The sequence below is a fragment of the Deltaproteobacteria bacterium genome, assembly GCA_019310525.1.
Lineage (GTDB): Bacteria > Desulfobacterota > DSM-4660 > Desulfatiglandales > HGW-15 > JAFDEE01.
In genome coordinates, this window is sequence record JAFDEE010000034.1 from 1 (window position 1) to 20,736 (window position 20,736).

A 20,736-nucleotide genomic window follows, 5' to 3' on the forward strand; every position below is an offset into this window, starting at 1 on the left:
AGATAAAAATCAAGCCTCCAAGGCAGAAAGTAAACTACTATCGGCTGAAGTCGATAGCTTCAAGGGTCGAGGGGTCGAGTGAAGATCATTTTTCCTTAAATCTCGATTTCTCACCCGAACCCTGGACTCCTTGAACTCTACTCAAAAAGACGATCCAACTGAAGTCTCAGCCTTAAGACTAGGGATTTCTCCCATTTCAAGGTTGGGGCATCAAAAGGGAGCCTGACAGTCTTCCACCTGCTCCCAGTTAAAGTTAAAAATATATGCCCATTGCACTATATATCTCCGCTTTTTCTCATAAGGAATTTGGCCTCTGCTCTTCTAATGCGCTCTTCCTGGTCATCTTTTCTCTTTCGAGCACCCTCCAATTTTGTCATCAAATCTTTGAAGTCAGCTGGCTTCAAAAGATAGTCGAATGCGCCCAACTTCATCCCTTCAACAGCAGTTTCGGTAGTACCATGCCCTGTCAACATGATGACTTCTATCAATGGAAATCTCTTCTTTATTTCCCTTAAAGTCTCAATACCATCCATACCGGGCATCTTTATATCAAGGATGACCACATCAACGTCTTTTTTTTCGAGTATTTCGAGGCATTTTTTGCCACTATAAGCGGTCGTAACTTTTTCTCCTACCTCTTTCAATCTTAGAGAAAGCATTTCCACGAAATCTTTCTCATCATCGACTATAAGCACCCGAATTGGTATTTTTATCATGGTATTTCAACTCCTTTAAAATCTCGACATTTTCTATACCTACTGTGATATATCTTCTTGAGTATACCAGGATACAAATTTGTGGCGTTAGGATTAATAGGTCGCAATATGCCTGGTTCAATTCACTGAACAGTTATATTTGTTCAGTAGTGTCCGGTTAATTCGATGAGCAAAGGATATAACTAGCTGAATATAAAAGCTTTTTAACTGGTTTCAAATGGAATCGACTTGAAATCATTGCAACAACTCGTGTCCAGTAAAAAGGTGAATATTCCTTTAACCGGACACTACTGATATTTGTTTATTTTATCCATCAAATCATCCCGGCCAATTTGAGTTTGCACTTCATCTGTTCTATTTTTTTTTGGCAGTCGGACACAAAAGGTAGTTCCATTACCAAGTTCGCTCTTAACATCGATTCGTCCTCCCAATCTTTCGATGATGCCGCGAGAGACATATAATCCCAAACCTGTTCCTTGACCGGGATTTTTTGTAGTGAAAAATGGCTCAAAAATCTTATCCAGATTTTCCTTGGGGATTCCCTCCCCAGTATCACGCACCTTAAGCAAAACTTCCTGGTCCATATCTTCAACAATTATTCTCACCCTACCTTCAGGACCAGTCGCGTGAACCGCATTTGTTAATATATTGACCAAAACTTGTCTCAACCGGTACGGATCGCTCCATATGGTCTGCAGAGAAGCATCAATATCCCTGACAATTTCAATTTCCTTGTTCATCGCTTCACGACTTACAAGTAATAAAGCCTCATCCACCAACTCGGCCAAACTTACCTCAGTTAACGCAAAATCGTCTTTTCCAACAAATCCCAATAACTGGTGCGTAATCTTTCTAGCCCTTACAATGCTTTTTTCAATTTTATCCAAGGCCCGTTTTAAGTCGCATCTGAAAGGTATATCTGCCGCTTCTTCTCTTTTTAAGAGGAGATTCATCCAGCCAACCGATTCATTGATAATAGCGAGAGGATTATTTATTTCATGTGCGATACCAGCTGCCAAAGTTCCCAAGGATGCGAGTCTTTCAGTCGCAATCATCTGTTGCTCCATCTTTTCTCTAAATTCAGCATCTCTGATTTTTTCTTCTTCCCTGCAGACTTTTTCATGGGCTTGTTTTATCTTCCTAAAAAGATGTTCCAATTCTATAGGTTTACTTAGATAATCAAAGGCACCCGATTTGATGCCTTCAACCCCATCCTGTGTCGTCGCATGACCAGTCAGGAGTATGACCTCGGTCCGAGGGAATTTCGTTTTGATATGATGAAGTACTTCGATCCCGTTCATGCCTGGCATCTTAACATCCAGTACCACCACATCCATAGGTTTCTTTTCTAAAATGGAGAGGCACTCTTCTCCAGTTGACGCCTCTTCAGGCAGAAGGCCTCTTTTTATCAGGCGCCTGGCGATAGTTTGCCGAAAATCCTCTTCGTCGTCAACTAGAAGAAGCCGCATTTCTTGCATGATCATCCTCGCTTCTCCAACGCTTTGCCGCTGAAATTACACTAGGCCAAGCACCCTCCACCACGCGGCTGCTACCAGTACCAGTATTGTCAACAGGACAGGAGTAGCTATAGCTCCAGCCTTTGCTAGGTCTGATGCCTTAAAATAACGGTAACTGTAAGAAATAGCATTTGGCGGACATCCGATCACCAGGAGCATGGCGAATGAAGTGGCCATACCAAGGCAAAGAGCTATGACTCTTGGGTCAACCCCTTCAAGCTGTGCCATAGGGATCACGATGGGGAGTATCAGGGCCGCTGCGGCCACGTTGGCCATTGCATTTGTAACCAAGGCCCCGAAGGCCCCTACACCAATGAAAAGAAGCAGCCAACCTCCCCCCTGCACCAATGGGAAAAAGAGGTTGGCAAAGTACTCTGCAGCTCCAGAGTAACCCATGGCCAAGCCAAGGGATATGCCACCCCCAAAAATAAAAAGAGCTGTTCCCCATTCTAGGTCGGCGTGAATATCCTCCCACTTCAAGACGCCTGAAAACACAAGGGCTGCCACACCTAACATGCCGGTTACAGAGTAGTGTATACCATGAAAATTTTTTGTGAGCCATAGCAGAAATGTCAAAGCTACAATTACAACGGTCTTTTTTTCCAGAGAAGTCCAAGAACCCAGATCTTCGTCGAATTGTGGCAACTTATATTTCGAATCGGGGCGAAATACGAAATAAACCACTGCTACCGCAGCAGGAACGGTTATCAAGGCTACCGGCATGGCAAACTTGATCCAGTCCAGGAATGTGATCTCTATCCCCGTAAACTCCTTGAGAAAAGCAGCCGCCACCATATTCCTTCCGCCTCCCACCAGGGTTCCCATACCACCACATGAACAGGCGAAGGGCAGAGAGAGCATCATAAATTTTGCCGTCCTGGTATGAGGCTCTATATTGGCGGCCCTCATCAAGGGAAGCATCGTCACAATGCCGATGGCGCAAGCCGCAGCATCGTGCATAAAGGACGATGCAATTCCAAGACCCACGGATAGGATAAAGGTGAATCTAGTGACACTGGTTCCGGCTTTTCTAATGATAAAGTATCCGATTCGTTTTGTAAGGCCTGCCTTGTCCAACGAAATTGCAAATATAAGGCAGCACATGATAAAAACCACGACCGGATGCATATAAGGAGCCCAGGCATCTCTGACATCACAGATACGCATAATGACAAGAAAAATGCCTATACAAATTGCCGTAATTTCAAGTGGGATGGGCTCGACAACAAAAAGAAAGACCAATACCACCAAAACAGCTAGGAATCTTTTGGCCTTTGGGGAGAGACCATTGAGATAATCAATTTTAACTCCGGTCAATTTTAATTTGATGGCTTTCTCACGCAGGAATAAGCCTGTGGAAACAGGGTTTCTTGGATCTTTTACCTCTAATATATAACCCTTTTTGTAATCCTTATGGGTAGTAGCCATTTTGAAATTTTGACTTACGCTCCGGAAAAGCATCCGGTCCTCATCACCAGTTATTCGGAATTTAGTACCTTCAGGTCTGGGCAAAAGCAGAACAACAATCCCAAGTATAAATGCCAAACAGAGCTGGAATCCTTTAGTTCTAAAAAACATTTTTCCTCCAAATCAGGATGCATTTTAGCCCATAGATTAATTAAATTTCATAAAGCAGCAAGATGCCACTTTCGTGTACCGTTAGGTTTTACAGGTCAAATGACGGATTAGAGAGTTATATCCGCTTTCGTTCTTGATAGGCCTCCCTGATCTTTGCAAGCAAATCATCAAGTTCACAAGGCTTGGTCAGGTAATCATATGCACCCAATGCAATGCCTTCTCTGGCAGCCTTTTCTGAGCCGTGGCCAGTCAACATAATAACCTTCATCCGCGGGTCTATTTTCTTGAATATCTTCAAAACATCGATGCCATCCATGTCTTCCATCTTAAGATCCAAAACCGCCACATCAAAATCCTCACTTCGAAGAATCTGAATACCCTCAGACCCGCTGAATGCCTTTTTAACATCAATTCCCCTCTTACCCAACCTATTGGAGAGCACATTTGTGTAACCTTTTTCATCATCGACAAGTAAAAGCCTAATTCTCCCAGCATGCATGTCCGTCCGCCCGGCGCAAGTTCCCATCAGATCACTTCCAGTCCAAGACCTGTCAGATTTAGAGTTTTCTTTCTTTTCAGACACGATTTTTCTCCTAAGTACGTCTGCCTGTAATCTCCTTCATGCGCGCTTCGATGATCTTGTTTTCATGTTGCCTCTTCTTGATAGCCGCTTCCTCTACCTTAGAGACAAGCTCATCAATGTCACAAGGCTTCATCAAGTAATCAAAGGCGCCCAGTTTCATTCCTTCAATAGCTGATTCGACCGATCCGTGACCGGTAAGCATGATGACCTCCACTAGAGGATATCTCGCTTTGATCAGCCGCAATGCCTCAATGCCATCCATAACTGGCATCTTGACATCAAGAATAACGACTTCAATACTTCTATCCTCTTCGAGCCTATTCAAAGCCTCCTCTGCACTAACGGCAGAGATGATATTGAGTTCTCTTTTGGCCAAACGCTTTGTCATCGCTTCCACAAATGGAACCTCATCGTCGACTAGAAGTACATTTGCATTAGGCATATATTGTTCTCCTTTCAAAAAAGCTCCTTCATTTTTACCATTCCACTCTGATTAGAGAAATCCCTTCATATATTGCTATCTTTTGCTATAGGAATGCACACATGAAATGTGGTTCCCACTTCAACGATGCTATGGACTTCTATTTCTCCTCCAAGTTTTTTGATAATGCCATAGCAAATAGACAATCCCAGGCCGGTTCCCTTACCGATCGGTTTTGTGGTAAAGAAGGGGTCGAATATTCGTGTCAGATTGGCCTTTGGAATCCCAGGACCATTGTCAGATACCTCTATCTCGATATAATCCCCTTTTAATCGAGTCCTTACATCTATGGAGCCCCCAGCATTCTCCATGGCATCAAGGGCATTATTGATTAGGTTCAAAAGCACCTGCTGCAACTCTGATATGGACATTCGGATAGAAGGCAAATCCCTTTGAAGATCTGTATTTATAGTTACATTGCTATATCTCGCCCTTTGGGATGAAAGCGATACCACCTCTTCAATGAGGTCATTTACTTTGACATCCTGGATTGTTGAGTCTGTTTTTCTTGCAAAGCTTAGCAATTTGTGAGTTATCTCCTTGCAGCGCATCCCCTGGACATGAATCTGCTTTAATGACCTTTTAAATTCATTATAATTTTCACTGTCATGGAATTCTTCATCTTCCAATAGATCTTCGATCCAACCAGCTTCCTCAACCATAATAGCCACAGGATTGTTGATCTCATGAGCTATACCGGCCGCCAGTTCACCGACGGATGCCAGTTTTCCCGCTTCAACAACCTGATCATTCATCATCTGTTTCTCACGATCCACTTTGGCAATACGGTTGACCATTGTTCTTGAGAGAATAAACGACATGGTTATGATTGCGATACCACCCAGCATTATAATTGCAAAAGTCATCTTTAATGCCTTATGGTAATCGGAAAAGGCATCAGAGGCATTTTGCTGATAAACTAAAAGCCAGTCGCCGTTCTTAAGGAAGGCTACCACATAGATATTCTTATTACCGGAGTCATCCGGTCTTTCAATAATGCTTATGTCATCTTTGTTTTTCTTCCAACTTTTTAAAAGGTCTATATAAGGTCCCTTTCTCGGTACAATCTCCAGAAGAGGCTTAGTCTGAAATTCTCCTTGTCTATTCAGAATAAAAGCAAATCCAGTTTCACCGATACGGATATTCTCTACAAGGTTGTTGAAGGCTCCAAAGTCTATGGTAGCCCTCAATATCCAATGCTCTCCTTTCCAATTTTCCCTTACTGCTATAATGAAGTGAGGCAGGCCGCGGAGGCCCAAAAAAACATCACTGATGAAATACTCCCTTCTCATAGCCTTTTGGAACCAATCAGCATTGTAATATAAAGCCTTTCTTAATTTAAAAGGGCCAGCATAAGCGACCTGAACCCCTCTAGCATTTATGACTCCAAGATCCACGAAAACGGGGGCATACTCGGTCTGAAGGGTTTCCAACCTGTCCCGAAGAAAAGATTGGTCCATCATTTCTTCGTAACTAAAGGTCTTAGCCATAGACCGAATATCTCCCAGTTTTTCCCTAAGAAAACTATCAATGTTTTGTTTATGTTTTTGAACCAATTCTTTCAGATGAGCATAAACCTTTTCATGATAAGAAATGTTGAACTCATAAATCAAAATCCCACTGGCCAGAATCATGGGTGTGAAAGACACGATAATTATGATTAAGAACATGTTCCGGGCCAGTGACCGATAATAATCACTATTCATATTTTTAGCTTGATCCATATCAAGATCCAGGAGTTACCGATTTGTTGCTTCTTAGGGTTTTAATCCGCCGATATTTTGATTTTTCTAGAAGTTCACACACTATCTTTTTGAGCTTCTCTATACTGTTTCCACTCTTTTCCACAAAGGCAGCAAAACTCGAAATACCCGGATGATTGATATAGACTGGGACAAAACTATGAATCACCACTGGCAAGGTGGGAATACGGTCCTGAAGCTTCTCCAAAATTTCAAGTTCACTTACATCTGGCAAATCAAGATCCAGTATAAGGAGATCAAGGGGCTCATGGCGGTAAATCCATCTTAGCAACTCCATACCGTTTTTTGCCACACGAACTTGATACCCTTCCACCGTCATTTCACGCCTTAAAAAATCACGGACATGAGGATTTCGATCTGCTACCAAAATTGTGAATCTCACTTTCCTCATGGAATTGCCTGTTAATTATTCAAAAATCATTCAAATTCCGAAGCAATACCCCCGGGCGGGGCGTTTTTGCGTTTTTCGTACGGCCTAAGATGAAATGAAATATTTTAGACTAGTGTCCATCCATAAATGGCCAATTTCCGCAATCTCTGCGTCAGGCTCAAATTTTAATCCTCAAAATACTTCAATGTATTCCTGCGGTTAAAATTTTCGCCTTCCCCTCCGGGGCGTAGGCCTTACGGGCCGGAGGCTTGACCTTGCACAAATTTTCTCATTTATGGATGGACACCAGACTACCCTATATAGAAGTATTGGAGAAGCAAGGGGTGTGCCGGTGAGCTTTTCTGGGATGGCAACATTCAACGTGTTGATATTTAACGATATTTTAGCCTGTCAGAATTATCGTTGCTTTATTAATGTGAAAATCGCTGTCCATATTTTTTACAGAATGTAAAAAATCAAATATATGAACTTAGTTCCAAACACCACATTTTGTTCAATCTCTGCGCCTGCATGTTCGTCTCTGCATACTGACAAAAGCGACACACACAGGCAGACGCGGACAGCTAGGCTTAATTTTTAATCCTGGAAATACTCCATGTATTCATGTGATTAAAATTCCCGCTTTCCTCTCCAGGTCGAAAGCTTGACTTTGAACAAGCTGAAACGTTTTGAAAATGGCTCAGCTATCTAATGATATTGTCCGGATCCCTGAATCTGAAACCGAGATCATTCCTCCCGAACTGATATCTCGAATTTGAGGCGATACTTTTCGATTTTGGAGTGGAGGGTCGGGCGGGAGAGGCCAAGGAGTTTGGCGGCACGGGAGCGGTTGCCGCTAGTCAGATTTAACGCTTCCTTAATTAGTATGCCAGCAAAGTGATCCATACATGCGTCAAAAACGTTGCTCTCGGGTTGAGAGGTGAGCACTTCACGCACCCATCGCCGAATCAATTCATCAGTAGTCTCGCAGCCAATCCTTGTTCCGTGGTGTTCCCCGGTGATGGCCTGAAGGATATCTTCGCGGCAGATTGGAGCCCCGCGGTTGAATATCAAAGTTTTTTGAATGGTATTGGCAAGTTCCCGAACGTTGCCCGGCCACGAATAAGTATTGAGAATTTCCATAGCCTCTTCTGTTATACCGGGATTGTCAACACCCACTTCCGCTGCATATCGGGAAAGAAAATATTCTGTGAGGAGTGGTATATCACCCTCCCGTTCGCGCAAGGGAGGAAGCCATATTGTGACTACCTTGAGCCGGTAATAGAGGTCTTCACGGAAACGACCTTGAACAAGAGCCTTTTCCAGGTCCCTGTTAGTTGCGGCAATAATTCGCACATCCACCGGAATGGTTTCCTGCCCCCCTAATCGCTCGATACTTTTTTCCTGGAGTAATCTCAGTATCTTAGCTTGGATACTGGATGGCATGTCGCCAATTTCATCAAGGAAAACCGTACCCTTGTGGGCCTGTTCGATCTTTCCCAAACGGCGATGCGATGCCCCTGTAAAGGCCCCTTTTTCGTAACCGAACAGTTCGCTTTCAAGCAAATTCTCCGGGATCGCCACGCAGTTGATCACCATGAAAGGACTTTTTGCTCTGAGACTGTGCTGGTAAATGGCCCGAGCAACCAGTTCCTTGCCGGTACCGGACTCTCCCCGAATAAGCACCGTTGCATCCGTTGAGGATACCCGCCCAATTGCCTTGTAAACATCCTGCATCTGTTTGCTCCTGCCAATTATTGCCTCTCTGGAAGCCTTCTCAGGAATAACGTCCATCTCTACGGGCGATCGCATAAAACGACCGGCTTCAAGAGCCTGTCCGATTACTACCAACATTTCAGGTATGTCAAATGGTTTGAGTATATAATCGAATGCGCCCATTTTTGTGGCCTCTATGGCGGTTTCAGTCGTGCCGTAAGCGGTCATTATTATCACAGGTAACTTTGGTTCGATCTTATGAATGCGTTGAAAGGTTTCAAATCCATTCATTCCCGGAAGGCGCATGTCAAGGATGACCAGGTCAGGAACAGTGGAACAGATCAGTTTGAGGCCTTTTTCTCCAGAGGCAGCGCTCTGCACGGTATACCCCTCCTCGGCCAAAAGCTTCTCAAAGCTCCTCCGCAACTGGTCATCATCGTCGATGATCAAGATCTTGCTCAAAGTCGGCCCCCTTCATTTCTCAAGTATCCTTATTTTTGAATAGTTTGGGTTTATGAGCAGACATCATTATTTGATGGGTTTTACAGGGAGTACAATTACGAAAGTGGCTCCTTCATCTCCATTTGACATGAGTTCCAAACGTCCACCATGCTCTCTCACTATTCGGGCTGCGATACTCAGGCCCAAGCCTGTCCCCTCCTCTTTGGTGGTAAAAAAGGGCTGGAACACCTTATCCCGGATTGATTCCGGGATGCCGGGGCCATTATCGGTCAATCGAATCACGGCCACCTGCCCCAAAGAAGAACTGTAACTATCTTCCTCATGAATGACGATTGATCCACCTTTCTGCATTGCTTCACATGCATTTATCAAGATATTGACAAGGACTTCCTTCAACTGCTCGGGATCGATCAGGATTTCCGGAAGAACACGTTCCCTGTTGAGCCTTATTTCCACCTCATAAGATTCAAGGCGGTGTTGCATCAACTGAATTACCAAGTCTACCACATCTGAAGGACTAACCCTCTGCATCTTGAGTCTGGGCGGCCGGGAGAATTCAAGGAAATTTTGGACAATAGTGTCTATGTGACGAATTTCTTCGGAGATCACTTCAAAATCTTCTTTTTGAGGAGCAGACAAATCAAGGTTCCGTCCCAAGGAAAACAATCTCATCTTAACAGAAGTAAGTGGGTTCCGAATGCTATGAGCCATGCCTGCTGCCAATTTGCCAACAAGGGCCATCTTTTCGGCCTGTAAAAGATGTTCACGACTCTTTTCGAGTTCAGAATAAGTGCGGTACATATCCTCAATCAAACCATGAACACTTCGACTGAGTGCTTTGACTTCATCTTCTGGTTCTTGTGAGTTACCTTCTCGATCCGCCTCCAAGGCCAATCTGCGCACCGGACCTAAAATTTGGTTTACAAGAACAAAGGCCATGAGCACACCAAGAAACAGGACAATCAACATGGCCGTCCCCGCTATAAGTCTGAGATTTTCGGCCTGGGCATGGCTTCTGTCAATTGCTCCTTCGGTTCTCTCCGCTTGAAAATCTTTAAATTCTTCGCATAGCTGAAGGATTTTGAAAAAGCGATTCCGTACTTCTTTATGGAGCCTGGCACCGGCTTCCCGCCTGCCTGCCTTGTAATTGGCGATGACTTGGTCCTTTAAGGTTACATAGCTAGAATATTCTGACTCGATCAGTTTGACGAACTCTTCTTGTTGTTGAGTTTCAACGAGGAAACGCGCCTTTTGAAGCTGCTCTGTAAAAATCCTGCGATACATTCCTAATTGCCTAAGCCAATCTGGATCACCATCCAGAAAGTAATAGGAAACGAATCCCTTCTGGTTCACCAAAGCAACCTCTAATTCTCCGGCTGTCTGGAAGACTTCCATATTTTTATCAATAATAGAACTCAAAAGATCTTCCATCTGATAAGTGTACCATACCATCACCAAACCGCCCGCAAATGTGACAAACACCAAGGCAGTCAAAGTCACGTAAATTCGGACGCGCAGGCTAATTTTTTTCCACATTCACCAAACCCTATAGTCTTTATTCAACAGATAATAGGACTTTCGTTCTCATGTATGAAGTATAAGCAAATCGATCTCACAAGACAAGGTGGGACAATAATCCTTAAAATCAGGCTATACCTGACAATACAATCCGGTTACTTCTCCGCCAGGATGTTGGACAGGGTCCTCCCGACCTTCCGGAGACTCTCCAGGCTGTCGGCGGGAAGAAAATAATCGACGAAGGGCAAGGCCGCCCGCATCCCTTTGGCCGGGACGTAGGACGCGGAATGGATCGGGAGGGGATTCAGCCAAAGAATACAGTTCGCACGCCGCTTCAAGTTCGCCATTTCACTCACCAGGATCTGTCTTCCACCAAGATCCCAGCCGTCACTGAGGATGACGATGACTGTTCTTCTGTTGAGCAGCCGGTCCCCGTGCTCCTCGTTGAATTGCCGCAGGCTGTGCCCGATGCGCGTCCCCCCCGACCAATCGGGTACTTCCCTTGACATGATTTCCAGGACCCGGTCCAGACCGAACTTTTTCATGTATGGAGAAACACATGAGAGGGAAGTAGAAAAAAGGAACACCTCTGCCTTGGATCCCACACCACGCAGGCCCAGGACGAAAGGGATCACGAAGTGAGCATAACGCTCCATCGATCCGCTCACGTCGGCCAGCACCACCACTTTCTTCGGCCGTTTCCGTTTTTTCCGGTAATAGAGCTTGAACGGGATTCCCCCTGTCTTCAAGCTCTTGGCCGTTACCCTCCGAAAGTCGATATTCTCCGGTTTCCTGGATCTCCTTGTGCGCCTTCCGGTGGAAACCTTGAAAAGAGAGATGAGGTACTTCATAAGAAGCTGGGCGACCCGGATATCCCGCTTGCTGAAGGTGGCGATATCCCGCTTTTCCAGGCTGGGGATAGGGCTGTAGGTGGCTCCTTCGAGGATCTCCTTTTCGGGAAGCTCTTCCAGGGTCTCCGTCCCTGGGGGGTTGGTATCCGGGATCACCTCTCCCGCGGGCATCTCGGTAAGGTCGGGAGGGAGTTGAGGTTCCTGTTCCGCCTCCTGGACCCCCTTCGCTGGTATCCCCTTCCAGAAACTGTCGAAGTACTCCCCGAAAAGGGCCCATTCCGTATCGTTGGATACGAAGTGGGTCCGCAGTGTAGAGAAAAAATCCCTCCTCTCAGCGATGTCTATCGCCTGCAGTCCCTGCAAAGCCCCCAGGACGTTTGAGGCGTAGACACGGAATCCCCGGTCCCTCAGATAGTGCGAAAATGCGACGATGCGTTCCGCGAGGTTTCCGTTATCAGCCGTCGGAATCGGGCTCAAGGTATTCACCCCGCTTCTCAGGATCCTGCCAGATGTCCCGTTCAAACATCCGGATGTCGTCCTGGTATTTTAAGATACATCCGAGGGTCTCCCGGACCACCTCCGGGTCCAGTTCCCTGCGCTCCATGGCGATCAAGGCGCGGGCCCAGTCGAGGGTTTCCGACACCCCGGGTTTTTTAAGAAAGTCCAGGGACCGCACCTTTTGCATGAATCGGGTCACCTGACGGGCCAGGGCCTCGTCGATTCCGGGAAGCCGCGTTTTGACTATCCGCAGTTCCTTTTCGAACGACGGGTAGTCGATCCAATGGTAAAGGCAGCGCCTTTTCAAGGCGTCATGCACATCCCGGGTGCGGTTGGAAGTTACCACCACCAGGGGACGTTCCCTGGCCTTGAAGGTCCCGATTTCCGGAATCGTGACCTGGAAATCAGCCAGGATTTCCAAGAGAAAGGCTTCGAATTCCTCGTCGGACCGGTCGATTTCATCAATGAGGAGAACGGGGGGTTTATGATCGGCACCCATGACGGCCTGAAGAAGCGGCCGCTGGATGAGAAACTCCGGCCCGTAAAGGGTCCGCTCAATCTCCTCCTTCCTCTTTGTTCCCTGCTCCTCGAGTCGCAAATGAAGAAGCTGCTTGGGATAGTTCCATTCGTAAAGGGCAGCGGAGGCATCCAGCCCCTCGTAACACTGGAGCCGAATGAGCTCCGTTTCGAACAACCGGGCCATCACGACCGCCACCTCGGTCTTCCCCACCCCCGGTTCCCCCTCCAGGAACACGGGCTTCTGAAGTCTGTAAGAGAGGAAAAGCACCGTGGCCAGCGACCGGTCAGCGATATACCTGGCGCCGGCAAGTTCCTCTTCCACCTGGTCAATGGATTGAAAATGCCTGAAAGTTCCCATAACGAAATCGGTGTCTCCTGTTTTCTCAACAAAAAACCCGATTACGTTAGCGAAACATATATGTCTTTTCAATGAAAAAAGAGGGGGGTCAAGGCAGCCTGTACCTGTATAGTTGTTTCAGGGACTCGATGTCGACGCCCGGGAAGAGCCCCGATGTGGTCCCCAGGATCAGCCCTCCGCCGGACCCCAGGTAATCCAGGGATTCAAACCATTCCCCCAGGTCCGCCCTGTTTGCGAGGAGACCCAGATCTCCTGGAACCAGATGCCCCCAGAGACAAAGTTCCTTTCCCCATCGATCCTTAATCCGCCGGATTTCCATGCCGGATTGGGGATCGATGCAGTGGATTCCTTTGATACCTATAGCCAGGAGATCGGGAATGATTTCCTCGTACCTGCCATCGGAGTGGAAAAAAGGGACCAGGCCTCTGCGTACCGCCTCCTCCACCTGGTTCTCAAGGCAAGGGAGGAAAAAGGTGCGGAAGGTTTCGGGATCCGTCATCAAACCGCGGGTATAAGCGATATCATCGGCGAATATGATCCCGTCGACACCCTGCCCGGCGAGCCGCCCCGTAAGATATCGGTTCAACTTCTCAACTTCTTTGGCAAAGACGAAAAGTTTGGAAGCCGACCGCCTGGGGAGCAAAATGAGTTCCTTGAAACCCAGTATACGGAGGCCCCACCCGAAGAGCCCATCAAGGATCGCGAAGGTGAAAAGGTCCGTCTTTCCGGTCCACTGGTCCAGGTGGGGCCACCCTGTTTCCCCCGGCGCAGGAAGAGCACCGGTACCGTTCGGGTAAACCGGGCTTATACAGACAAGGTCGAGACCAAGCCTCTTTACGAACTCAAGCTCCTCCTCGAACCCGACCGTTTTGGATTCCGGGCACTCCTCCCGGATCACCGCTGGATCTATGATCAGTTCACCCTTCGGTATCCTGTCAGGGACACGGTGTTCAATGGCCAGGCGGACCCTTTCTGCGGCTTTTTCAAACGATGGACCTTGTTGCATCTTGTATCTCAGAAAGGGCCTGCAGGAAAACCCAGAGCCCTCGCGAATTTCGTGGAAAAATCCTTGTGAAGGGACAGTTCCCTGTGCTCACATCTCTTCGCCAGCATTAGCGCCTCATGAAACTGCTTCCTTGAAAGAAGGGCCCGTACGGCGCCCTTCCCCGCCGCGTTTCCCACGGGTTCGATGCGCTCGGGTGCAACATCTGGAAGCAGGCCGATGTTCAACAGGCTCCGGGGACGAATCCGGCTTCCAAAGGCACCTGCCAGCAATACACCGTCAAGTCGGGAGGCATCGAGGTCCAGCTCCTCCAGGAGGATCTCTATACCTGCACGGATGGCGCCCTTAGCCAATTGGAGTTCGCTGATATCTTTCTGGGTCAGGGCGACTTCTGCTCTCCCTTCCCACAGCACGAACTTGTATCCCTTGTCGGTCCCCCGGATCCTTTCCCTCACCCCGGCGGACACCTCCCTGGGACACGCATCAGGGGGCTTGATCTTCCCATCGGCGCCGATGATTCCGACCCTTACCATTTCCGCAACGGCGTCGATGAGTCCGGAACCGCAAATTCCAGAGGGTTCCACACCCCCGATCACCGAGAGGGAGACCTCCCCGCCCAGGTTCACCTCGCACACCGCCCCTGGTTGAGCCCTCATGCCCTGACCGATACTCCCTCCCTCGAAGGCCGGACCCGCGGCCGTTGAGCAGGTCAGCAACCTGCCGCCGGATGCCAGGGCCACCTCACCGTTTGTTCCGATGTCTATCGCGAGCCATGAACCCGGGCGGCGATGGAGGTCTGTGGCCAAGATCATCCCGATGGTATCCGATCCCACGTAACCGGCGATATTGGGCAACAGGAGAAAGGGGGTTCCCGGGGCAAGGGTTTCCAGGCCTAAGGTCCCGACAGTGGACATGGGGATTTTTGAAAAGGCCGGGACGAATGGAGAGGATGCCACGGCCTCGACGGGGACGGCCAGGAGCAGATGGCTCATGACCGTGTTTCCAACGACCGAAAGCAGATATACGCGCTCGGCCGGGATACCGGACCCCGCCAACAACTCCGCGACGGTCTCATCTATGGTTCTGCAAAGGAGGTCTTTCAGTTCGAAAAGCCCCTGAGGCTCTTTCATAGTATAAGCGATACGGGTGAGGACATCAGCGCCTATGGTCCTCTGCCGGTTGGATGCGGCGACCGAATGCAGGATCTCCCCCTTCACCAGGTCCACCAGGTACCCCCCCACAGTGGTCGTTCCGATGTCCAGGGCGATTCCACAAGACTCACCCGTCGTATCTCCCCCCTCCAGGGCGACCAGCCGTTCGCCCACGACCACGGAAGTCACCCGAAACGAATTGTCCCGCAGGATGCGGGGGATCTCCCGGATGAGAGGGAGGTCGATCTGAATACCCGCAGGGAGCAGATCCTGTAACCGCTCAAGATCGGGAACCTGGTCCTTGACTGTCGGTACGGAGAGATTCAGGCAGGTTTTCACAACATGGGAATCGATCTCCTGGAATGAATCGGCCCATTCTCCCTTGTCAGGCGACCGCATTCTTTCCGGGACCTCAGGCTCTACCTCGATGACGGCATCCCCCAGGAGGGTCCTACGGCAGAGGAGACATGCTCCTCTCTCGATTTGCTCGGGAGACAGGAACTCCTTTTCGGCGGCGCTCACCTCGCTCACTCGGCCCTCGATAATGCGGCCCAGGCATTTCCCGCACTTCCCGTTTCCCCCGCATACCGAATCCACCTCCAGGCCGACCTTGCGGGCCGCGTTCAACAGATTGGTCCCGGCCGGGAAAATTCCCTTATTCCCCCAGGGTAAAAAGGTGGCTGTTACGAAAATCTCCTTTTCATCCTTCCTGTGCATTTCGGAAAAGCCCTCCTTAATGTTCAATGCGGGTTTGTGCCCAGCCATAATCCCTATTTTGTCTTTTCTCGTTTTTTCCGAAATGTTCTTTTCTGTACCAAGCAGAATAGGAACAAATCAAAAAGTTACGAATAGCCACAGTCCAATATATCCTTCCAACCTGCAGGTAGAACACCATCGGACTCAGAGGCCAGGGAAAATGCTTATTTGTAAATGCAAGAGACCAATGCTTGCCATGAGTGTTTTTCTCGGTTCTGATAAAACAAAAGAACTGTTTGTTTCACCAGGAGACAATACTCTTTTTTGATGCATAAAGGTGCAGCAGAAAAAATGCCAATGAAATACAGGAAAAAGCACAAGGGGCAGACTATCCGGGAAAAAGGCCGAACGATCCATAATTTATTCTTATACATATCATAACAAAAATAAAATTGACATACTATTGCGATTTCATAACTATGACACAAGTTATCACTCACATTCACGGGTAACCTACCTTCAGACAGAAAATCCCTCTCAAGTCATGGAGAGGGTCATACCGGAATATGCGGCGGCCCTGAATTGGGGCCTGGTATCCATAACCGAAATTATAATGAGTGCCCATCCATAAATGGCCCTTTTGCCCAATCTCTGCGTCAGGCTCAGATTTTAATCCTCGAAATACTTCAATGTATTCCTGTGGTTAAAATCTTCGCCTTCCTTGACCTTGCTTGACCTTGAACAAAATTGCCTATTTATGGATGGACACTAATGAGGTCTTGGCCTCGTATAAACCGCTCCCCCGGGGGATTCATCTTCTTCAAAACCGTTGTTTCACCTGGGAGTCTGATTTCCATAGTTGCCGGAAAAAACCGATTTCATCGGATCTGCTTCATTATCGAACGCTTGTGACAAGAGAGTACTATTGCAGGGTCAATGGGCATCTCTGTTGTGTGGACATATATACTCAGGCTCCTATAGCACGCGATAAGGACCCTGATGGAAAGGAACGGAGGGCGGAGGGGCTTTTTCCGACCCCTTACATCAATAATTTCGGCTGATCCCGTCAATTCGACCGCCGGGATGGTTTTCCCCTTTGAGACCTTTAAAAAATCTTGAAGTATCGGACAAGCTTAGACAACGGGTGCGTAGGGCCAGCCGAAATAACGGGAGGGGCGGAATCCTTGAAGATCGTCCTGAAGGGAGGTGAAAACGGATAGATAGGAAAATGGATACAACCGGATATTCCGAACAAGGATAACACTATTCAACAAAAGAGAGGGGGTCTTTATGGCAGAAAAGAGGCAATTTCCTTTTGCAGAAGAGGTAGTACTGCCGCCTGAACTGGAGGGATGGGAAGAGATGTATCCGCCCCAGCGTCTTTTCAGTGAGGACCGGGCGGAATGGGAAAAGAAGCATTTCTGGTATCAGGACAAGATTCACGCACCCGAACCCATGTACCCGCTTGATGATATCTTTCAGGAGGCCTGGCAGATCGCTCTTTCCCAGTTTACGACACGGGTTTTCTGCATCCCCCCTGCCCAGGGAATCGCTCAAAGAATGTTTGGATGCTATATGTATATCTGTGCGATTGAACCGCCCCCTGGGGAGGTGATCCAACAAAAGGCAGAGCTTTTTGAAAAGCGGGTCCCCTATACCTTTCAAAACTACTTGAAACAATTCGAGGTTTGGCTCGAAAGGTTCCAAAAACTGGGGAAGGATATGCAGCAACTCCACGTCCCGGAGGAATTGCCTGATTTTGTCCCCGAAGAGGAGGTTATCCCGATACCCAAGGGAACCACTGATGCCTATGATCTGATCGAGAGTTTCAACACGATCATCAATATGATCTTCAAGGCATGGCAGTACCATTTCCAGTATCTGAACCTCGCCTATCTTGCCTATCTGATGTTCGTGGATACTGCACGAAAGCTCTTTCCCGGCATTAAAGAAAGCACCATCGGGAAGATGGTTGCAGGAGCCGAGGTCTCGATGTTCCGTCCCGAGGAGGAGTTGTGTCGTCTCAGCAGGCTTGCAGCGGCCAAGTCTTCCGTAAAAGAAATACTCAAAGGGGACGCTTCTGCCGCGGACAAGATGAACGCTCTGAAGAATACCGATGAGGGGAGAGAATGGCTCGAAGAACTGGAAAAGGTCAAAGATCCCTGGTTCTTTGTTTCATGCGGGAGCGGATGGTATCATTACGAGGGAAGTTGGATCAATAAAATGGATGTTCCCTTCAGCTACTTACAGAGTTACATAAACAGGCTGGAAAAGGGAGAGAAGATCGAACGGAACCTGAACGAAATCTCGGAAGAAAGGGAAAGGCTTGTTAGTGAGTATAAGGCCCTGATAAAATCTGATGACGACCGCAAATCCTTTGAAGACGCCTATAATGTGGTCCGGTCCATTTACAGATACGCTGAAGATCACCTCTTCTGGGTAGAACACTGGTTGCACACGATCTGGTTTGAAAAAATCAGGCAGTTCGGGAACATCCTGACCAAGTATGACCTGTTGCAGCAGGCCGACGACATATACCTCTTCAATCGTTTCGAAATCCCCATGTTGCTTGAGGATTTGGCCACAGCGTGGGCATGCGGGGTCGGCGTTCCCGCAAGGGGCCCCTACTGGAAGAAAAAGGCTGATAAGAGACGGAAGATCCTGGAGGCGGCCCGAAAGTGGAATCCTGTCCCCGCCCTCGGGGTGCCGCCTGAAGAGGTCTCCGAGCCCTTTACCCTCATGTTGTGGGGGGTCACCACCGATAAGGTGGACGAATGGCTGAAAGGCTCCACCGAGGTGGACACTGATGTAACCGAGATCAAAGGCTTTGCATCCTCCGCAGGTGTAGCAGAAGGGCCGGCAAGAGTGCTGAAGATGCTTGGAGACGTCGTGGATCTCAAGCCAGGAGAGATTATGGTCGCTCCCAGCACCAACCCCTCCTGGGCGCCCGTTTTTACCAAAATCAAGGCAGCGGTAACCGATATCGGAGGACTTACATCCCATGCGGCCATCGTTTCCAGGGAATACGGTCTGCCTTCCGTGACCGGAACCGGAGTCGCTACAACGGTAATCAAAACCGGGGATATTATCAGGGTGGACGGAAGTTCCGGAACCGTAACCATAGTGAAGAGGGCTTAGGGACTACGATTGATCCCGCCGGGGGTACACATTTACGTGTACCCCCGGCACACCTGGAATTACGCGGCATCAAGAGAGGAGTACGACATGCCGGAGCAATGGATATATTGGTTTAGCGAATTGGGCACAGAGCACAACGACATAGTGGGAAAGAAATGCGCCAATCTCGGGGAGCTGACCAAAGCCGGATTTCACGTGCCGCCCGGTTATGCCTTGGGTGTAGCGGCATACGAAAGGTTCATGAAGGAGACGGGGGCCTCTGAGCGGGTCCTGAAATATTTGGAAGGATTCCATGCAGACCCGGAAAACGTGGAGGACACTCCGAAATATGAAACCGCCTCCAAGGAAATAAGAGCTATCGTTGAATCCATTGACATGCCCCCTGACATGGAAGAGACTGTGAAGAAGTATTATTCCCAACTGTGTGAGGAAACAGGGATAGAAAATCAGTTCGTTGCAACACGATCTGCAGGGCCGGCCAGCCATCCGGGACAGTACGAAACTTATCTGAATGTAAGCGGCCCCGACGACGTTGTTCAGCATATCAAGCGCGTATGGTCAAGTACTTTCAATACCCGTTCCATCATCGCCAGGGCGAGGCTTGGTCTCCCGCTCCACCATGATCCGATCGGTGTTGCCGTCCTGACCATGGTCGATGCAAAGGCTGCAGGGGTGATCCTGACCGTGAACCCGGTCAACGGCGATGAATCGAAGGTGGCCATCGAGGCGGCTTTCGGGTTCGGCGAAGCGGTCGTCTCCGGGAATGTTACCCCGGACCGGTACCTGGTCGACAAAGTGACCCTTGAGATCGAAGAAAAGGTTATCTCCGACAAGGGTGCTGAATTCGTTTACAACCCCGAGACGAGGGAAATGGAGTATAAAGAACTGCCTGCCGACAAGAGGAAACTTCCCTGTCTCGAAGACATAGAGATACTGGAATTGACAAAGATCGCCAAGAAAATAGAGGCCCATTTCGGTTGCCTGCAGGATATAGAATTCTCAGTGTCCATGAGTCTGCCTTTTCCTGAAAACATCTTTTTTGTCCAGGCGCGCCCTGAGAGCGTATGGGGCAAGAAGAAAAAAGAATCGGTTCTGGGGAAAAAGAGCGGCTTCGAACTGCTCTTTGAAAAGGCCACTACGCCCATAAAATTGAAAACCGATTAAGGAGACTGAAAATGTCGGAAAGCAGCATGTTGAACGGAAAGAAGATTCTTATCGTGGATGACGAGCCGGATGTTCTTGAAGTCCTTGAGGAGTACCTTAAGATGTGCCGCCTTGTCAAAGCCACCAGCTTCGAAGAGGCAAGGGATCTTCTCGAATCCCAGGATTTCGATGCCGCGATCCTTGATATAATGGGCGTTAAAGGCTATGACCTCCTGGAAATCGCAACCCGCAAGAAAATACCCGCCCTGATGCTGACGGCCCATGCTTTCACTCCTGAAGACATGGTGAAATCCGTCAAGGAAGGAGCAGCCTCTTACGTACCAAAAGAGGAAATCACGAGAATCGAGGATTTTCTGAACGACATCTTTGTGGCCCGGGCAAAGGGCGAGAGTCCCTGGATCTCGTGGCAACAACGAATGCCGGGAACCTATTTCGAGATGAAGTTCGGAGCGGCCTGGAAGGCGGCGAGTCAGGAATTCCGAGATGCGCTGAAGGCCAGCATTAAATCCAGAGCAAAAACCTTAAAAAAAGAATGAACACCGCGCTGCAAGCAGTGGAGTGTCTTGAGGGGAATTGAAAAGGAGCCAAACCCGCCTTCGCCCAGAAGCACTTCGGCGCATTCACCCCGCCATGGCGAGACCTTTGAAAAACGTT

The 20,736-nt window shown here is 48.4% G+C and carries 16 protein-coding genes; 3 read left to right on the top strand and 13 right to left on the bottom strand.

Annotated features, from left to right (window positions below; all coding sequences use genetic code 11):
* Positions 1-275: 275 nt before the first annotated feature.
* The 13 genes from JRF57_07965 to JRF57_08025 form a co-directional block, all read right to left on the bottom strand.
* A complete protein-coding gene (locus JRF57_07965) occupies positions 276-716 on the bottom strand; it encodes a response regulator (GenBank protein MBW2303631.1) in 441 nt (146 codons plus the stop codon).
* Between the two features lie 287 nt (positions 717-1,003).
* Positions 1,004-2,200, bottom strand: coding sequence for a response regulator (locus JRF57_07970; GenBank protein ID MBW2303632.1), 1,197 nt, complete (start codon positions 2,198-2,200; stop codon positions 1,004-1,006).
* A gap of 30 nt (positions 2,201-2,230) precedes the next feature.
* A complete protein-coding gene (locus JRF57_07975) occupies positions 2,231-3,811 on the bottom strand; it encodes a DASS family sodium-coupled anion symporter (GenBank protein MBW2303633.1) in 1,581 nt (526 codons plus the stop codon).
* 115 nt (positions 3,812-3,926) lie between these two features.
* Positions 3,927-4,310 (bottom strand): response regulator, encoded by a 384-nt coding sequence (locus JRF57_07980; protein MBW2303634.1) that lies wholly within the window; start codon positions 4,308-4,310, stop codon positions 3,927-3,929.
* Positions 4,311-4,404: 94 nt separating this feature from the next.
* Positions 4,405-4,836, bottom strand: a complete 432-nt coding sequence (locus tag JRF57_07985; GenBank protein ID MBW2303635.1) for a response regulator — start codon at positions 4,834-4,836, stop codon at positions 4,405-4,407.
* A gap of 65 nt (positions 4,837-4,901) precedes the next feature.
* Entirely contained in the window at positions 4,902-6,581 is a 1,680-nt protein-coding gene (locus tag JRF57_07990) for a two-component sensor histidine kinase (GenBank protein ID MBW2303636.1), read from the bottom strand.
* A 19-nt stretch (positions 6,582-6,600) separates the two neighbouring features.
* Positions 6,601-7,029, bottom strand: coding sequence for a response regulator (locus tag JRF57_07995; protein ID MBW2303637.1), 429 nt, complete (start codon positions 7,027-7,029; stop codon positions 6,601-6,603).
* A gap of 726 nt (positions 7,030-7,755) precedes the next feature.
* Positions 7,756-9,186 carry a sigma-54-dependent Fis family transcriptional regulator gene (locus tag JRF57_08000; GenBank protein ID MBW2303638.1) on the bottom strand — a complete coding sequence of 477 codons (1,431 nt, stop codon included), beginning with the start codon at positions 9,184-9,186 and terminating at the stop codon, positions 7,756-7,758.
* 66 nt (positions 9,187-9,252) lie between these two features.
* A complete protein-coding gene (locus JRF57_08005; GenBank protein ID MBW2303639.1) occupies positions 9,253-10,722 on the bottom strand; it encodes an MCP four helix bundle domain-containing protein in 1,470 nt (489 codons plus the stop codon).
* Positions 10,723-10,859: 137 nt separating this feature from the next.
* Positions 10,860-12,032 carry a VWA domain-containing protein gene (locus JRF57_08010; protein ID MBW2303640.1) on the bottom strand — a complete coding sequence of 391 codons (1,173 nt, stop codon included), beginning with the start codon at positions 12,030-12,032 and terminating at the stop codon, positions 10,860-10,862.
* Positions 12,010-12,930 (bottom strand): MoxR family ATPase, encoded by a 921-nt coding sequence (locus JRF57_08015; GenBank protein MBW2303641.1) that lies wholly within the window; start codon positions 12,928-12,930, stop codon positions 12,010-12,012. The genes JRF57_08010 and JRF57_08015 overlap by 23 nt, the downstream gene beginning before the upstream one ends.
* A gap of 88 nt (positions 12,931-13,018) precedes the next feature.
* A complete protein-coding gene (locus JRF57_08020; protein MBW2303642.1) occupies positions 13,019-13,936 on the bottom strand; it encodes a hypothetical protein in 918 nt (305 codons plus the stop codon).
* Positions 13,937-13,944: 8 nt separating this feature from the next.
* Entirely contained in the window at positions 13,945-15,801 is a 1,857-nt protein-coding gene (locus tag JRF57_08025) for a DUF4445 domain-containing protein (GenBank protein ID MBW2303643.1), read from the bottom strand.
* Between the two features lie 1,269 nt (positions 15,802-17,070).
* Here JRF57_08025 and JRF57_08030 point away from each other — a divergent pair.
* From JRF57_08030 to JRF57_08040, 3 genes are all read left to right on the top strand, one after another.
* Complete coding sequence (locus JRF57_08030) at positions 17,071-18,918, top strand: PEP-utilizing enzyme, mobile region (protein ID MBW2303644.1); 1,848 nt, start codon at positions 17,071-17,073, stop codon at positions 18,916-18,918.
* Positions 18,919-19,005: 87 nt separating this feature from the next.
* A complete protein-coding gene (locus tag JRF57_08035; GenBank protein MBW2303645.1) occupies positions 19,006-20,082 on the top strand; it encodes a PEP/pyruvate-binding domain-containing protein in 1,077 nt (358 codons plus the stop codon).
* 11 nt (positions 20,083-20,093) lie between these two features.
* Positions 20,094-20,618 (top strand): response regulator, encoded by a 525-nt coding sequence (locus JRF57_08040; GenBank protein MBW2303646.1) that lies wholly within the window; start codon positions 20,094-20,096, stop codon positions 20,616-20,618.
* The last annotated feature ends 118 nt before the right edge of the window (positions 20,619-20,736 follow it).

Coding starts and splice junctions, on each gene's coding strand:
- JRF57_07995 (MBW2303637.1), bottom strand. CDS start 7,029: ATGAGGAAAGTGAGATTCACAATTTTGGTAGCAGATCGAAATCCTCAT.
- JRF57_07980 (MBW2303634.1), bottom strand. CDS start 4,310: ATGCATGCTGGGAGAATTAGGCTTTTACTTGTCGATGATGAAAAAGGT.
- JRF57_07985 (MBW2303635.1), bottom strand. CDS start 4,836: ATGCCTAATGCAAATGTACTTCTAGTCGACGATGAGGTTCCATTTGTG.
- JRF57_08030 (MBW2303644.1), top strand. CDS start 17,071: ATGGCAGAAAAGAGGCAATTTCCTTTTGCAGAAGAGGTAGTACTGCCG.
- JRF57_08040 (MBW2303646.1), top strand. CDS start 20,094: ATGTCGGAAAGCAGCATGTTGAACGGAAAGAAGATTCTTATCGTGGAT.
- JRF57_08020 (MBW2303642.1), bottom strand. CDS start 13,936: ATGCAACAAGGTCCATCGTTTGAAAAAGCCGCAGAAAGGGTCCGCCTG.
- JRF57_07975 (MBW2303633.1), bottom strand. CDS start 3,811: ATGTTTTTTAGAACTAAAGGATTCCAGCTCTGTTTGGCATTTATACTT.
- JRF57_08035 (MBW2303645.1), top strand. CDS start 19,006: ATGCCGGAGCAATGGATATATTGGTTTAGCGAATTGGGCACAGAGCAC.
- JRF57_08005 (MBW2303639.1), bottom strand. CDS start 10,722: ATGTGGAAAAAAATTAGCCTGCGCGTCCGAATTTACGTGACTTTGACT.
- JRF57_08025 (MBW2303643.1), bottom strand. CDS start 15,801: ATGCACAGGAAGGATGAAAAGGAGATTTTCGTAACAGCCACCTTTTTA.
- JRF57_07970 (MBW2303632.1), bottom strand. CDS start 2,200: ATGATCATGCAAGAAATGCGGCTTCTTCTAGTTGACGACGAAGAGGAT.
- JRF57_07965 (MBW2303631.1), bottom strand. CDS start 716: ATGATAAAAATACCAATTCGGGTGCTTATAGTCGATGATGAGAAAGAT.
- JRF57_08015 (MBW2303641.1), bottom strand. CDS start 12,930: ATGGGAACTTTCAGGCATTTTCAATCCATTGACCAGGTGGAAGAGGAA.
- JRF57_07990 (MBW2303636.1), bottom strand. CDS start 6,581: ATGAATAGTGATTATTATCGGTCACTGGCCCGGAACATGTTCTTAATC.